Origin of the sequence: Nostoc sp. C057, assembly GCF_013393925.1 — a bacterium.
Lineage (GTDB): Bacteria > Cyanobacteriota > Cyanobacteriia > Cyanobacteriales > Nostocaceae > Nostoc > Nostoc muscorum_A.
In genome coordinates this window covers 223,782-239,406 of sequence record NZ_CP040282.1, presented here as the reverse complement: position 1 = coordinate 239,406, position 15,625 = coordinate 223,782, and the positions used below count along the sequence as shown (strand labels likewise).

The window sequence follows — 15,625 nt, the reverse complement described above, 5'->3', positions numbered from 1 at the left end:
GAAAACTTGGGGTGACTTGATTTGCGAGTTTATTAGTTGTTTTGGAATTGCGATAACGTTTGACTCCCATGTATTACAAATCTATAGAGTGTTAGCCATGCCGACTATTAATATAACAGCCTTGTTGTATAAATTTATCGTAACCTAATCCTTTGATCCTCTTTTTTACAGAACCTGCATAATATGGGCGCTTCTATTAGGAATTTTCTGTATACTTTGGCATTGATTCATCCTATTGTCACCTTTTAAGAGGAACTTGTGTGAAGCTGTAAGAGAATGAAGAATTAAAGAAGAATTCAGAAGTCAGAATTCAGGAGTCAGAATGAATGAGTGGGGGATTCAGACCCACCACTCGATTCTTGCACTACTAAATCTCCGATTTAGTGGGGGAGCAAAAACGCCGTTTATTCATCCGCCACTCGCACAGAATTCAATTCTGAATTCTGGCTTCTGACTCCTGAATTCTGTTCGTTAAACTTTCTTCTACTAATCAGTTCTAACTTACGTAATTGTAAATATGCCTTCAATTTCCTACAACCGCACCGATAGCCAGCAACCACAAAGCATTACTATTCAAGGTTATGTTGTCCGTCCCGGATTACACATTCTCACTTACGAGCAACTCAAGTTGCTACGGGAGCAAACACAGCATCATTCTCAGCTTGAACATTTACTCAGCCAAGGTGTGATTAAGTTGACTGGTTAATAGTCGCCAGCACGAAAATCCTAACTCGCTACATCTAATTCCACAGTTGCTGGCTGTTGTTCTTCCTTTACAGCACCCAGTGACTCAATAAAAGCGTCAATTACCTTGGCTGCTGACTGCCTGTTTTCAACTTATCAAGAATTTTTCTAACCTTTTTGCTTCGCCTAATGTGACTAAAATTGTTATTGGTTTAAACTTGTCTAACGTCAACTGTTTTGCAGAGGTAATACAGATGTGGGAATGTTGCAAGTGCCATGAGCAGAATGAGGAGACTTTCTCTTTCTGCTGGAGTTGTGGTACCTCAAACGATGGAATCGAGGATAAGTCATTCCAGGCAGTTGACGAAATTGCTCCTTCTAGCATTAAAGGTCAGCCAGTCTTAGTCACATCAACAGGGCTAGCTGAGTATCCAGACCAACAAGAAGTTGAACTTTTGGCGTGTGTTAAATGTGGCTCTGAAAATATAATTCCAAACGTTCGTATTGTCACCCACACAGAAGAGTTTAAAAAGGATCTGCAAGTAGAAATTTACGAAAATCCAAAAGCGCTCATATTTAAAGGAACTCACACTGGGACATTAACAGCATATATTTGTGGTCAGTGCGGTTATACAGAAATGTATATCAGCAATCCACAATACTTACTCAATCAGTACAAGAAGAATAAGAAAATTTAATTACCAATGTTTGCTTATCACCCTTGTTGACTTATCCCTGCTCTTGTCTTTAAGGAACTTGCATTCCGCGTTGCACAGCTGGACGTTGCTGCACCATGTCTACCCAGCGTTTGAGATTTGGGTAGTTGTCGAGTGTTAAACCCTGAAATTCATAAATTGCTACCCACGGATAAGTTGCAATATCAGCAATAGAATAGTCACCACAGATAAATTCATTGTCTTGCAGTTGTTTATCTAAGACACCATAAATGCGTAAAGTTTCCTTTTCATAACGTTCGATGGCATAAGGAAGTTTTTCGGGTGCAAAGCGTTTAAAGTGGTTCAGTTGCCCAAACATTGGCCCGACTCCTGCCATTTGGAACATCAGCCACTCTAGTACTTGAAAACGGCTTTTTTGTTCAGTGGGTAAGAGTTTACCTGTTTTTTCAGCGAGGTAAATTAGAATTGCACCCGATTCAAAAACTTTAATCCCAGTTTCTTGGTCAACAATGGCAGGAATTTTACTATTGGGATTGATGGCGATATATTCAGGTGTAAATTGCTGTTGAGTAGTAATGTCAATTTTGTGGACATCGTAGGGCAATTCGACTTCTTCCAGCATGACAGAAGCTTTGCGTCCATTGGGCGTGGTGAAAGTATAGAGATCAATCATCTGCTGCTATCCCAAAATCTTGACATTTTCCGATGGTAGTGTAGCTTTGATTGAGAAATTAGGCTATTAGCCTATAGAGAGATAACAGCAATACTGAACAGGTGGGCGATCATTTTTTTTCACTTATCCGTCTGGACACTAGCTCTTAAATATGATTAGCAGTGCAGGGGTGATCCGAGGGAAGCGATACCGAACGCGCGGAGCGTCTCCAAGAGTTGGCGGTAAACTACGCCCCTCAGTTCCAGTTTCAAGCTAGAAAAATGGCGTAGGCACAGCCCTAAAATTAGACATCGCATACCACTGATTTCCTATGCAAGAAAAAGCGCTTACGCAATCGCGTGCAGAATCTGTTTAATGATAGCTATCCTATTAAATAGAGTTTTAGCAAAATAGTCAGTCAATTTCACCGGTGTCTAACAATCAACAACAGCAATGCGAACTCTGCCAAAGAGAGATGGAATCTTTAACTGTCCATCATTTGGTTCCGCGACAAAATACCAAACGCAAAAAACAAGACCCAGGCCCAACAGCAAATATTTGTTCTGCCTGTCATCGACAGATTCATGCTTTATTTGATAATAAGCTGCTGGCCCTTGAACTCAACACACTAGATAAGCTCAAAAATGAGCCGCAAATGCAGAAATTTTTGGTTTGGGTAAGAAAGCAAAACCCAGGCAAGCGGGTATCAGTCCATCGCTAAAAAATAAGGTGAGATGGGGTAAGCGCGTTGCTCCCGGCGGATATGCCATCGCATGACTTGTACCCTAATATAGATGCGCTTTTGAATTTAGAGTAGTAAGTAAGGGTGAGATCAGTTATTGCAAACATTACTATGACTAACTCTCAACCTCCACTGCTACAACCCGAACTAGAAAGAGCAGGAATTACATTTGAGCAGTATGAAGAATTTACTCCAGAAAAGTTGGAACTCTGGGACGGATACCTGGGCTATGGTGGACAAAACCAACTTGGGTTTCATTTAGCTGTGTTAAGAAATATGGGACTACTCACAGCAGTTAGCCACACACAATTGTCGTTGTGGATAGAAGCCCTAGACCGTCATATTCGGGAAAAACTAGAAACCATCAGCGCTCAACCAGAAGTAGCCGAAGCTATGCTAAATCGCCTGAATCGGGCAATGTCAGATTTGGCAGCAGTAACAGAGTATTTAGAAAGGTAGCAGACAAATTCCGACAGTGGTATCTTTTATGCACCAGACTAAGCAGCGATCGCTTGGTGTCAAGAGCGATTTCCAGATTCGACTGTCAACCAAAACTTTTCCTCTAGGAATCAAGTAAGGGCAATCGCTCACTTTCCAAGAGAACCATCGTAACTATCCTCCCACACTGCCATGAACTCTTCCCACTCTTCGTCTGTCTGGGGTGCTTTGTCTTGTGTCAGTCCCACTCTTCGCGCTAGCAACAAGCCTGGTCTAAGCTCTCGCCAAGCTCAACCAACTGGTGTTCGCTTGTTGGGGTTGTAGCCTTGGGCTAGTAGCTGGGCATATTCAGTATCGGTCAATCCCAGGTTGTGGATGTTGGTCATGGTTGGGCGATCACATTACACCTTTGCTATGCAGCCAATTGATAAACAGGTCAGCAATCGCTAAGTTACCATGTTCAAGCATTTGCAGATGACCGTGACCAGGGAGGCCAACTTCAGGAAGCCAAATAAAGTCAGCACCGAAGTAAATTGCGGTTTCTGCATCTACTTTATAAGGATGGCGCGGGTCTTGGTCGCCCGTAATCACACAGATGGGAATATCGTATAGTATCTCAGGGTGGCAAATATAAAGCCCTCGTCCTTCAACATTTCTAAGTTCGTTGCTAATCCGCGCACTTTCAGCAACCAAACTGCAAAAGTAATTCTCAAAATTCTCTTGCGGAAAAGTATCTGAGTTGGTGAAGTATTTCTTAGTATCTTCACGCGACTGAATACGTGGACGGTCTTCGGGAAAAACCTCGTGAGAGTTTTTTGTGGTTGCTGGTAACAGATCGGCTGGTGGACTTGGTGCAATACCTACAATAGCTTTAACAAGTTTGGGATGAGTTTTTGCTGTCTGCCAACCAACAACACCAGACATACTGTGGGTAAGAATAACAGCTGGGCCAATCTGTTCCAGGAGCGCGACAGTAGCATTGATTATCCTCTGATATGACATCAGGGCTAAGTCTGGTACAAAACCCGATCGACCATGCCCTGGCAAGTCAACAATATAGGTTGAATAGCCAAGTTTTGCCAGATATACTCCCCAACCTTGGCGATTATCAGGTGTTTTAACAAAGCAAGTACCTGTATGAAAAGCACCATGTAAAAGCACAATAGGAACTGAATTTTGGTCTGGTCTGGGTTGGTAATATTGAACGTACATTTGGTACGGAATATCACCAACAAAGAATTCTATTTCAGTATATGAATTCATGATTCTAACTTTCCTTCCCCTAGTCAGCTTAACGTAATCTCGACGGATAGAAAAGCCCAAAAAGGTTGCTAGATATAAATTGCTTAACTGGGTAATCGCAAGCGATCGCTTGTAGTTGATGGGGGTGTCAGCTACTCTCTTGGTAATGCCAACTTCAAGATTATTCGTTTTTTGCGTAAAGCACGAAACTTGAGGTGAATAGTATTATATAACGGTATTTACTATGGATAAACCGGGGACAACATTTATTGTCTCCTATATAATTTACTTCTATCAAAAACTGCTCTAGCTTCCGTCTAGGGCAGTTTTTGATTGCACGGTAGAAGCCAGATTCACAACTGCATCTAATGGTGAAGCATATAACAGTATAGGACTTACGCACTTAACTTAGATATTGAAACTAAGCATGAAAAATAGCATAACAACCCATGCTCAATTACAAAATTCCCAAAAAATGGTTAATTTTGGTGAAAGTGGCTTTGGTGTCTGCCTTGTTGCTGGCGATCGCTTCTTCTGCCTCAAGTATTTATTTATATGGCAGCAGTACTAATAATATCAAAGCAGATGCAGCAATTGTTTTAGGAGCGGCAGTTTGGGGAGAAGAACCATCTCCTGTTTTCAGAGAGCGAATTAACCACGCCATCAACTTATATAAAAATGGATCTGTTAAAACAATCATTTTTACTGGCGGAGTTGGCGAGAGTAATGAACCACCTGAAGCTATAGTTGGAAAAAATTATGCACTCGCGCAACAGGTAAAATCTACTGATATTCTCACTGAAACTCAATCGCGTACAACTCACCAGAACCTCACAAATGCTTTGGAAGTAGCGAAAGCTCACCAATTAAACAAGTTTCTTATTGTTAGCGATCCATTGCACATGAAACGAGCAGTATTGATGGCGCGAAATTTAGGAATGGATGCACATTCGTCTCCCACACCGACTACCCGCTATCGCAGTTTTCACAGTCAAATGGAGTTTTTGAGCCGAGAAACTTATTTTTACTTTGTCTATTTGGTGTTTAAAATCTAGCTTTAGCAGACTGCAACTAAAAATTGCCTAGTTGAGCGATGACACAAAGTACCCCCTAGAAGCGATCGCAACAACAAAAGCAAGTTTTAGTGAGCGCTCACGCCTGAAATCGCTAAATTTTAGCTAACATTTCCTTTCGGCAAACAGTGACAATTGTCCCGGAGAAATATTCCCGGTTAAAATTGTGGTTTCTTATATTGCAATAACAGAGCTAGCAACATGAAGCCATCGTGGAAAACTACCATAATCTTAACTGCGATCGCTGGAGCTATCATCACCACTATCTTGATTTTCCAAAGAACTAACCAGCCATCCATCGCCCTTACTGAAGAATGGATAACTACTCAAGTGGCAGATGGGGACAGTATTATAGTCGGCCAAACCGATGGCAGCCAAATGTCAGTTGAGCTTTGTGGAATTGATGCCCCGGAAGTGAAACAAGGTGAAGTGCCAGCACAAGCATTGAGCAATGAAGCAAAAGATAAACTACTCAAGCTAGTCGCTGCTGCCGATAACCAACTAATGATTATTCCAGTAGCAAAGGACAGCGATGGGCGCACTGTTGCTGAAGTGATGGCTCACGGACAGGGCGATACTGAGATTAGTTTTCAGGAAGAACTGCTCAAGAATGGTTTGGCCAGAACGCGTGACTTTAGTGTAGAGTGTCCAAATCAGTTGACTTTTGAACAGGCTCAAAAAATAGCAAAGGCATCTAAACTGGGAATATGGAACCAGTCCAATTTAGAGAGGCATTGAGACTAAATGTCTATTAAATTAGTCTGATTTTTGTCTTAAAAAAAATGACAATCCATCACAAAAATAACGATTATCATAGTAATATTCTCTTGATATTCTGTCTGAATAGCATCGATGTATTTCCTGATATATTGTTAAGATATTGTAAAGATTTCAGAAAAAAAAGAGTAATAAATACTACTTTATTGAGCTAGACTGAATTAAGCCAGGAACAGCAAAGATTCTAGCGAACCGCGATCGCTCTTACTTCAAATTTAACGATTGAATAAAAGATGCGCCCTTAGACTTTAGTTCCTCAGATGATGGTAGTAGTGCTAGAGCTTCAACCGCTTGATTATCTTTGATACAAAGTAAACTTCTTTGATACATTAACTTACTGTTAATATTTATACTATTTTTCTTACTTTCTGCTTGTAATGAAGGGCTGGGAACTCCTGTTAAGGTAAAGTCTAGACATTTATATCCATTCTTCATAACAGAAGATTCAGCTATTTTTTTACCATTCACAAAGTTAGATTTATTTGCAGCTTCGCTAAGAGCATGTAAAATTTTTGGAATCTTTTCAGCAGCTATTTTTTTAGCAAAGGTTGATCGAGCTACAGTATATGCAGATTCACCTTTTATAGCTGTCCATGTGCGGGTTGTTATGCCTTTAATTGGAGTATTAACCTCTTCGACAATAGAACCCGGCATCAAAATGCTGAAGTTCCCTTCTTTAGAAGTAAATACTTGGTCTTGATATGATGCAGGAGCGCAAGCCGATAAAGCAATCAGTCCCAAGCAAGTTATTATCTGAAAAACTTTATCAGCATTATTCAGTAAATTCATAGTCGTTTTTAAAAATTAAGTTTATTCCTTGATTTACCCTTTGTAGCCAATATAAATCAACAGCTTGTTTTCGATTAATAAGAGGATAAGCTATCGCTATGCTTTCAACTCATGTACACGTTGCCATTCCTGTTGTGTAATCTTGTAATTTGTAGCGTTCGGCTGACGAATTACAGCCAAGTTTTTCAAGGCAAGGTCTTGTTTTAAGTCTTACCGTAGCAAAGGCTTTTCTAACAATTTGCTGGTAAATCGAATCTTTGCACAAGGTTTAACACCAATGCGGCTGGTATCTATCCAATAGCCAATATCAGGTGGGTTTACAATAATTTTGGGAGGTTCAATAATCTCTGCAATTGCATAGATTCCCGCCTTATCGCCAGACTTCCAAATCAGTACTCCATCACCAGTAACCATGTCTTTGGCATAGCGTGTTGCCAGCCACGGCATCTGCTCAAAGTCGCGGATGCCGCCTATGATGCGGTAATACTTGGGGTTGCCTTGAAATAGCCAGTAGGTCATGTTGGTAAGTTAATTAATTTTTGATTACTCGTCTTCATCTGTAACATCACTAAATGCCAAATCATCCATTACTAATACAGGCTTGCCCATAGCAGCTTCGATTTTGGCAAGTATCATCCGTTGACGCGATGCCATAAAACCCTCAAAGTCGTCTTGTCGAAGTGTTATTGCATCAATTTGGTGAGTTGCCAAAATCGCATTCATGCCTGCATCATCTAGCTGAACACTGTCATGCTTTTGAAGCTGAACCAGATATTGACTTGGAGCTTTACCGCCAATCATGCGATTTGCTATAAATGATATGGGAGTTTTGTTGAGAATAGAGTTATAACGAGATGCGGGAATACCCTGCTTGTCACACCAACTTTTGGGGAAAATGTGATGAATATCTAGTCTGCGTCCTTCCCAATCGGTTTCATCCAAATCCCGAATAGTGGACTTCCAAAAGAAATCTTGAGAACCTTCACGTTGAATCAAGGTATTAATACCCTTATATGCAGCACTAGTTCGGGAACGCAAAGTCCCTAAACGTGCAGGTTGAAAATTAGCATCCCGAACAGTTGCAGGTTCTTCCTTACCGTCCTCAATCCAGTCGATAAGCTCTTGAATATCCAAAGCCATACGGCTTTCAACTGCCCCGCCGTACAATTCGCCAAGGATACCGCACCAGAACCAACGGGTGATTTTTTCATGGATTTTCGGTTCCAGCCAGCGATCGCCAAGCAAAGCCATGACTGCGGCAAGAGGGATAAGTTGAGTGCGGTAAGGTAAATCGCTAGTTGAGAAAAACGATTGCTGACGCAAGAATTTAGCTGATTTCCAGTAACCTTGGGTAAGGGGTAGTTTCCACTTTTGGAAAGTATCTAGGGGCAAAGATAGAACAGCTTCGCGCTTGGCAGTTACACCTGTTATTTGCTTGCCAGTTTTACCTGCTTTTGAGTCTTGCTGGCGTTTCTCCAAAGTGTACAGCAGTGTCAGCCCTTGCAAAAACTCTGTAGATTGGACTTCCCGTAACAAACGTTGTTTTCTGAGGTGTGCTTGAATACCTTCAATCCCTTCTTGACTATTACCAAACCACTCATCCCGCAAGCTGACATTATCAGCAGCATACGTAGCAGTTAAAAGGTCAAATACCGAGAGATCAACACCACCTTTATTTACTTTTTCAAAAACAAGACAAACTGCTTCTTTTTTGTTATTACGGTTAAGTTCGATGATTGGCAAATCATAAGAACGAAATTCATTAAGCACTTGGAAGCGAAATTCCATATAACGCCCAAATTTATCTGGGTAGGATTTATTTAGCCCTTGTTCCCAAGTGTCTGAATTAAGAATTTGATTACAAGGGAAATAAAAATGTTCGTATTCTTTCTCAGGTGTGCTAAGGTCAAGTTTGACATCACGCCCAAAGTTTTCTTTTTGAATGCGATTTGCATCAATGCTAATAATCGCACTTTCGTAATTTTCTGGCCCTAATAAGGCTGTTTCAATATCAATATAGTAATAACGCTGTACCAATTTCTTTTTAGAGTCACGAGTTTGAACAGGTTGCTTAAATATTAATACTTGCGTTAATGAAGTCAGCCGTTGTTGCCCATCGAGAATAAGCTTTTTCAATTTATCAAGTGTTGCTTGTGTTGGATCTACTCCTTCAACAGGCCGAGCTTTAAACTTAGCATCACCACCAGCCTCAAGCAACATAATTGCTCCCACAGGGAAAGAACGCGCAATACTTACCAACAGTGAACGAATATGTTCATCATCCCAAACCCACCCTCTTTGAAAATCGGGTAGTTGAATTTCACCAGATACAATTTTATCTAATAAATCTTTTAAACTTATTTTTGTAGAATCAAATGTAGACATAAAATAGTTAGACTCCAGGAATTCGACATAGTATATTTCTTGTAACCAAGCTTTCAAATTGCATTTGCAAAGCAAGAGCCGTTACTGGATCATTGAGTAATACACCAGCTTCGATATTGCGCTCGTGAGCCGCTTCTGTAAAATTAGCGGAGGTCACAAGTACACGTTTCTGATCTACAACAACGCATTTGGCGTGTAAACAAGCTTTTGATTCCACACCCAGCGTCAGCGATCGCGGATCGTGAAATACTTCAGGTAGTCTTTTTCCGGGCCAAATATCTTGGCGAAAAGTATTGGCAAACTCCCGCAGTAAAGTAGATGTTGGCACTTCACTGTTGTGTGGTCGGTTGACGTTAAGAAACATTCGCACATTTAGTTCTGGGGTTAAATCCATTCGTTCTGCCAGCACCAGAAATAACTCTCGTGCTTTTTGTTTTTTATCAATAGCAAAGCTAGAAATGAGAACGCTTATTCTGGCAGTATTAAACAACTCGCGCACAACAACACCAGTATCGCGGCTTTGAGAACCAGCAATTTCTGGGCCAGTCCAAACCAAATCAACGCGATCGCTCACAGCTTGAGATGTACTTCTTTCTTCTGCCAAAAGCCGCAGCGTATAAGCAATATGCTGGGAATGTACGCCGATGACATTAAGGCGGTTGAGTTCATCAACTATGTCTCGATTTAAAGCCGCAGGGATGTAGTTCGCTACATTGGATGTGGAAAAGGGTGGGGAAAGTCTGCCAGTTTCCAAAGCGACTGCCAAATTAACGAGGGCTGGACGGCTCAGGTGGAGAAAAGCCATCATACTCTCACATCCTCAAAGAATTCTGCCCCTGGGCCTTCAACAGTAGCAACGACCAATGCCCTATCAAGAAATTCATTGCGTCGTTCGCAAGAAGTTTCAGCAATGAGTAAACAGCCATGACAAGCAGCACCATGTAAAAACCTATCCTCCTGTTCGGCATCTGGTTGGTGCTGGGCGCAAACTGGATCGTTAGAGCAAAGCCTTCCCATCTCCAGTGCAACATCCAAATGGTATTCAATTCGGTTTCCTACTTGTACCAGTCCCCCTAAAGTACCTTCAGAGCCAGGAGAACCAGTGTATAAAAGAATTCCATAACCGGATTCGCCAGCATAAATACGTTCACGAATTGAACTAGCAGCATAACCACATTCCAGAGACACTGCTGCAATCAACAGGTGTGAAAGGGAATGCAGCATAATGTAAGGTAATCCAGGGAACTTGGCTTTCTCTTGAGCAATACCTTTTTGTTTGCGCCAGATATCAAAGCCTTTTGCTAATTTCTTCCCCCGAAGATGTACTGCATCCCGCTTGAGCCAATTTTCAATAGCTTCTTTACGGAAAGCGATGAATACGCCTTCGCCTCTGTTTTCAATCGCTGGAACCCAAGTAGGCTCAATATCCAGAGCAGCTCGCCTGACTTGAATATCTAAATCGCCGTCAATATCGGGCATAATTGCCTCAAAGCGAGTAAAGCCAATTTGGGCAGTTACTTCCTTAAGTCGGTGTACTAAGACAATGCTCTCTATAAGAGATAGTAATTTTGGTTTGATGTTATCTAATTTCCGCGCACGAGCATAAAAGTCGCTTTCTGGTACATCTTCTCCAACTTCAAAGGGACTAGATAGCAAAGTCTCAATTTCTACTTGCTTAATACCCTTATATTGTTTACCTTGCCCACCCTGTCTGCGCTGGATTTCTGCCCATACTGCTTCATCACTAAATCCTTCTAAAGCAGCAGCTACTTTTTGCTTCCGGCGTTCTTTTTTAACTTCATCGCTACTTTCTGCATACTGAAGGAAATCTTCATAAACTGAATTAACCGCCTTTTGCAAAGCATCATCCGAGTCTGGTAGAGAAATGACACTCAGAAGCTGGGAAAAGTAAGCATTGCTGGCAGAGCGAACCAAAAGCCGATTATATTCTGGTTTCCCTGTTGACTCAGAAATACAGAGTTCTTGAGCTTTGGGGCCAAGCCAAGGGCGATGTCCTTCGCACTTTCCTAAGACCTTGCCATTGGGTACTGTTGCATCTGATAACTGACGACGAGCTTTACAAGCCTCACAGCGCACAAAAATATCAGCAAAATCGTTGCCAGATCCGCCCTCATCAAACCATAGCTGACCCCGACAGTTAGCTTGAGAGTTTTCATGGACAAAACCACGCCAATCAATGTCTTTGATATGCCCATTAACACAAGCTTGTACAAAGCGCACAGGTACGACTGGCACTTTCTTTCTGTCAGCATTGAGATATTTACCAGTTACCAAACTACCCCAAGGCAGTAGAGGACGTGTGCGGTAAACTTTGGCATTGGGCGCTGCTTCATTTGGTTTAGGCCAAGTTTCTTCAACTTGAGCAACAAACCAAGTGGGGAAAGCGAAAGCTGTAATTCCAGTGCGAGATGCCTTCGGGTCTTTCTCGTCTACAGGTGGCGCATATAAGGCAATATCATTAACCCCTAAAATGTCAGCGACTCTTTCCTTTAGTCGGTCTTCGTAAATACGTTTTTTGTCGCCGTGCCAGTGGTTGAGTCCGCCAATTAGGATGGAATAATCGGGTAAATCCACCATTGCCCCAGGGCCAAAAGTAGATAAAATTTGGCTTTGGCGAATTTCTCCAGATGGAGGACGCTTTTTGTTTGATTTACTCATGATTCTTCCTCCTCTACCTCAAATCCGTCAGGATTGCGAACCCACAAATTAACTGTTGGCTCAACATCACGTAAACTGCGTTGAGCTTTAAATTTTCGTTCTTCTAGTGGTTTTTTTTCTAATTCCGGGTCAAGTGGGTCGAATAATAAAGGCGGTGCTTCCCCAACCTCACGCTGATATTGAAGGTTAATTTTTTCACCAGCAATCCGTTCCCATAAATCTAGTAAATCCTTAACTCGACCCCTGACTTTTTGACGGAGTGCTTCAGCATCAGCTGCATCAAGTTCTTTATCGTGCATCTCGGCACGCAAGGCGATCGCATCGATGACAAAATTTAGCTCTTTACGGTGCTGAAGAATGTCAATCGCACGAAGTGGTGCTGTCATCCCAGAATGTCCCAAACGTGCTAGAGCAACGGTAATCGCAGCAATCCCTCGATCAATAGCACGAGGAGAGAAAGGCGTAACACTGGTAGCTTCTACTGCCCTATAGAAAGTAGCGTGCCAAGCAAAAAAACGTTCATAGTGTGAGCGATCGCGCGGTCGGTGAACGTTGAGTAATGTAACAACTAATCCGGGTCGGTCTTCATCCCGTCCCACACGACTGGTAGCTTGAATGTATTCTGCGGCTGTTTTAGGTTGACCCAAAACTACCATTAAGCCCAAGCGTGTAATGTCCAGACCGACAGAAATCATGTTGGTAGCTAAGACTACATCAACACGTTCTTTTTGGTCAAATGTTGCTTCTAAGCGGCTCTTGGTATCTGCAACTTCACTTGTGCTGACACGAGAAGTCAATTCTTCCGGTTCATCGTCGATTTTCCGATCCGCAAACAAACCCGAGCTTTTACCGACCCGTTTACGTTTGCTATAACCAATAAGCCGAGAGTTGACTTCATCTTCAACAATCCGCCGACTACCACCCAGTTCACGCAAGGAATTAAAATATCCGAGTAATGTCATGTAGGGGTCAGCCGGATTATCAGGGTTTTTGCTCCCACCTGCTGCTAACCATTCCTTCTGTGCTGCTCCCAACAATGCTAGATAAGTACGTAATAATACTACTTTCAGACTTCGCCCTTGAGCAGCAATTCCGACATAAGTTCGAGCATTCTTTTCTTGAGCCGGCACTGTCTTTGCAAAAAAGGAATCGCGCCGGTCTGGCCCTGGTGGCGGAAATACATCAACTTCATTTCGCCCAAACAATGCCTGAATCTGCTTGGTTGCCCGTCGCACTGTCGCGGTGGAAGCTACAATCTTCGGGCGGATTTTTTGACCATTTATCTCTCGACTGCATAAAGCATCAATTGCAGTTTCGTAAAGCCCTACCATTGTCCCTAAAGGGCCAGAAATCAAATGCAGTTCATCTTGAATAATTAAATCTGGTGGTGGCAAATCAGCATCAAGTGCTTTACCTCTACCTGGATAAACAGGGCTGTAAAAGCCATCTTTATCATGACGTTCTACACGTCCAAATAAAGCACCTGTTTCTCCTACCCAAGGCAAACTCGCAAATTTATCTACTGTAGCGATCATAAAACACGGCAACCGGCGATAAATCGGTTCGTCTACTGCTAATACTGGTAAAGGGCGATCGCCTCTAAAACTACAACGGCGATTGGCGCAACTTATACGCAAGTCTATTGGTTGGTCTGGATTTGGTAATAGCTGAAATGAATTGCGGTTGAATTTAGTTCCGCACCAAGGACAGTTTTCTAAAGGAATGGGTGAAGGTTTGCGATCGTTGTTTAGGAAGGCAATGGTACGCGAACGGGCGCTGTTTTCATCATTGTCTCCCTTCTTGCCCATCCGGTTAGGTGTGGCTGCTTGTCCTACCCACAACCCAATCTCAAACGGCCATTTCCCCAGTTTTTCTACATCTTGTTCCCGTTCCAACTCTAAGGCGCAAATCATCGTCGCCGCACGTCCTAGTTGGTCAAGAGTGAGGAGGCGCAATGTGTAGCGCATCAGCACACTGAGTCCAGCAGAGTCGATACCAGGATGACGTAGCCGCCGTAATACAAGTGTAAAAGCTGCCAATCCCAAATAAGCTTCAGTTTTACCGCCACCTGTAGGGAAGAACAGTAAATCTACCAGTTCTCGGTCTGAATGTTCGGGGTTAGCAATTCCTACCAAGTTCATTAGCAAGAAAGCCAGTTGAAACGGTCGCCAAGTTGGAGGGGCTACAGATTCGGGAGTAATGTTTTTCTTATGAGTCGCACGCTGGCGAATTGCTAAGGCGATCGCTCGATTGGCAATGCGAAACGCATCTAATACTTGTGGGTTATCCAATGCGCTTAAACCCGCAGCAATCCGGTCTTTAGCAATTCCGGCTCGATCTAATAGGTCTTTAGCTACACCTAAGCGTTTTTGCCCAGTCGGACATTTGACTCGTTGCTCATCTATCCATTCAGAATAAGCACTAACCATTGGACTGAGCAGATTTCGCAATGCTTCTGCTGTCGGTGCAGCGGCTAAGGCTTCCATGCCGACTTCGACATCTTTAACCTGGGTTGCAATTACCTTTTCTACGTCAGCAGTTGGTATCCAAGCCGTTCTTACTTCCTGACAGCCACCATTGGGATTTGCAACTGCAATTGCAGAAACATTATGACCAACAGCGTATTCGTAATCATCCCTGTATTGCAAATCAGCAACTTTCTCATCCCAGTCATCGCCATCTCGCCCACGTAAGTTGGGGCGTGGTACAAAGGAATCGGTTGTCTGAATTATTAAATTCGTTTGGAAAGCATAACCAGCATCCCGCTTTTGGTCAGGGCTAGGGCGGCGATGATTAACTAAGAATACTGAAACTGAGCGTGTTCCTGCTGGTACTAATTCCTCAGAAGTTACGGAGCGAACTGAGACAACCAGTTGTAAACCATCGCTGTTTGGAACATCCAAATATGTTGGAGAACTGCTTCCACTAAGGGGAATCTCTAGTTGTTTAGTCGTATTGCCTAAATTTAAACCAAGGTCTAATTGAGTCGGTCTGCCGCTTGTACGCAACGGTACGGTCAGTTCTGCCTCTCTCGGAACTCTCTGCCAATCACCTGTGAAGGTAATTTCTTTTCCTTCGGTATCTGGTTTGGTTAGTGGTTGGTAATCGCCCCACCTGACAGTGACATGAAGTTGGTTAACGGTTTGGGGTAAAAGCACACTTAACCCCATTGAAGAAGGGAAATAGGCTTTACGAGCAAAGGCTTTCTCTGGAATCTTTTCGTCTTCGCCAGAGCCAACACGTCCAACTTCGTCCATTTCCTCATCGCCAGAGTTATCCACAACTGGTGCGCCGTAGGGTACAAGGAATCCCGTGAGATACCACTTGGAAGGAGCTTGATCTAAAGTTTCTTCAGCATGGGCAACATCATCGGGTGTTGGCCCTACAAGGTCAAGTTGTAAGGCATCAATCAGATGCGATCGCACTTCGGCAGATGTGGTCATAATATTCTCTGGGAATTCATTGGCTTGACTGACGTTAAACCTAT

13 protein-coding genes and 1 pseudogene are annotated in these 15,625 nt (G+C 42.7%); 6 read left to right on the top strand and 8 right to left on the bottom strand.

The features are described from left to right. Nucleotides 1–517 precede the first annotated feature (517 nt). Entirely contained in the window at nucleotides 518–706 is a 189-nt protein-coding gene (locus FD724_RS32770; protein ID WP_179075877.1) for a hypothetical protein, read from the top strand. Nucleotides 707–875: 169 nt separating this feature from the next. Beyond that, nucleotides 876–1,382: a hypothetical protein gene (locus tag FD724_RS32765; protein ID WP_179075876.1), complete on the top strand. Its 507-nt coding sequence runs from the start codon at nucleotides 876–878 to the stop codon at nucleotides 1,380–1,382. 49 nt (nucleotides 1,383–1,431) lie between these two features. Here the strand turns inward: FD724_RS32765 and FD724_RS32760 are convergent, their stop codons facing one another. Continuing rightward, complete coding sequence (locus tag FD724_RS32760) at nucleotides 1,432–2,034, bottom strand: glutathione binding-like protein (protein WP_179075875.1); 603 nt, start codon at nucleotides 2,032–2,034, stop codon at nucleotides 1,432–1,434. Between the two features lie 454 nt (nucleotides 2,035–2,488). Between FD724_RS32760 and FD724_RS32755 the strand changes: the two genes are divergently transcribed. Then, entirely contained in the window at nucleotides 2,489–2,734 is a 246-nt protein-coding gene (locus FD724_RS32755; protein ID WP_179075898.1) for an HNH endonuclease, read from the top strand. Between the two features lie 132 nt (nucleotides 2,735–2,866). Then, nucleotides 2,867–3,214 (top strand): hypothetical protein, encoded by a 348-nt coding sequence (locus FD724_RS32750; RefSeq protein ID WP_179075874.1) that lies wholly within the window; start codon nucleotides 2,867–2,869, stop codon nucleotides 3,212–3,214. A gap of 375 nt (nucleotides 3,215–3,589) precedes the next feature. Here the strand turns inward: FD724_RS32750 and FD724_RS32745 are convergent, their stop codons facing one another. Next, the gene (locus FD724_RS32745) at nucleotides 3,590–4,456 is read right to left on the bottom strand and encodes an alpha/beta fold hydrolase (RefSeq protein WP_179075873.1); all 867 of its coding nucleotides are present in this window, start codon (nucleotides 4,454–4,456) and stop codon (nucleotides 3,590–3,592) included. 428 nt (nucleotides 4,457–4,884) lie between these two features. Here FD724_RS32745 and FD724_RS32740 point away from each other — a divergent pair, with 428 nt between their 5' ends. Continuing rightward, entirely contained in the window at nucleotides 4,885–5,490 is a 606-nt protein-coding gene (locus FD724_RS32740) for a YdcF family protein (RefSeq protein WP_179075872.1), read from the top strand. Nucleotides 5,491–5,709: 219 nt separating this feature from the next. Next, a complete protein-coding gene (locus FD724_RS32735) occupies nucleotides 5,710–6,246 on the top strand; it encodes a thermonuclease family protein (RefSeq protein WP_179075871.1) in 537 nt (178 codons plus the stop codon). Between the two features lie 243 nt (nucleotides 6,247–6,489). Here FD724_RS32735 and FD724_RS32730 read toward each other — a convergent pair whose 3' ends face one another. The 6 genes and pseudogenes from FD724_RS32730 to drmA form a co-directional block, all read right to left on the bottom strand. Then, nucleotides 6,490–7,074, bottom strand: coding sequence for a hypothetical protein (locus tag FD724_RS32730; RefSeq protein ID WP_256874629.1), 585 nt, complete (start codon nucleotides 7,072–7,074; stop codon nucleotides 6,490–6,492). Between the two features lie 96 nt (nucleotides 7,075–7,170). Further along, nucleotides 7,171–7,593 (bottom strand): annotated as a pseudogene (locus FD724_RS32725) (EVE domain-containing protein). A 24-nt stretch (nucleotides 7,594–7,617) separates the two neighbouring features. After that, entirely contained in the window at nucleotides 7,618–9,459 is a 1,842-nt protein-coding gene (locus FD724_RS32720) for a DUF262 domain-containing protein (protein ID WP_179075870.1), read from the bottom strand. Nucleotides 9,460–9,466: 7 nt separating this feature from the next. Next, nucleotides 9,467–10,264: a DISARM system phospholipase D-like protein DrmC gene (gene drmC, locus FD724_RS32715; RefSeq protein WP_372726541.1), complete on the bottom strand. Its 798-nt coding sequence runs from the start codon at nucleotides 10,262–10,264 to the stop codon at nucleotides 9,467–9,469. Further along, complete coding sequence (drmB, locus tag FD724_RS32710) at nucleotides 10,264–12,138, bottom strand: DUF1998 domain-containing protein (RefSeq protein WP_179075868.1); 1,875 nt, start codon at nucleotides 12,136–12,138, stop codon at nucleotides 10,264–10,266. The genes drmC and drmB overlap by 1 nt, the downstream gene beginning before the upstream one ends. Then, the gene (drmA, locus tag FD724_RS32705) at nucleotides 12,135–15,581 is read right to left on the bottom strand and encodes a DISARM system helicase DrmA (protein ID WP_179075867.1); all 3,447 of its coding nucleotides are present in this window, start codon (nucleotides 15,579–15,581) and stop codon (nucleotides 12,135–12,137) included. Before drmA ends, drmB begins: the two co-directional genes overlap by 4 nt. Nucleotides 15,582–15,625: the final 44 nt, after the last annotated feature.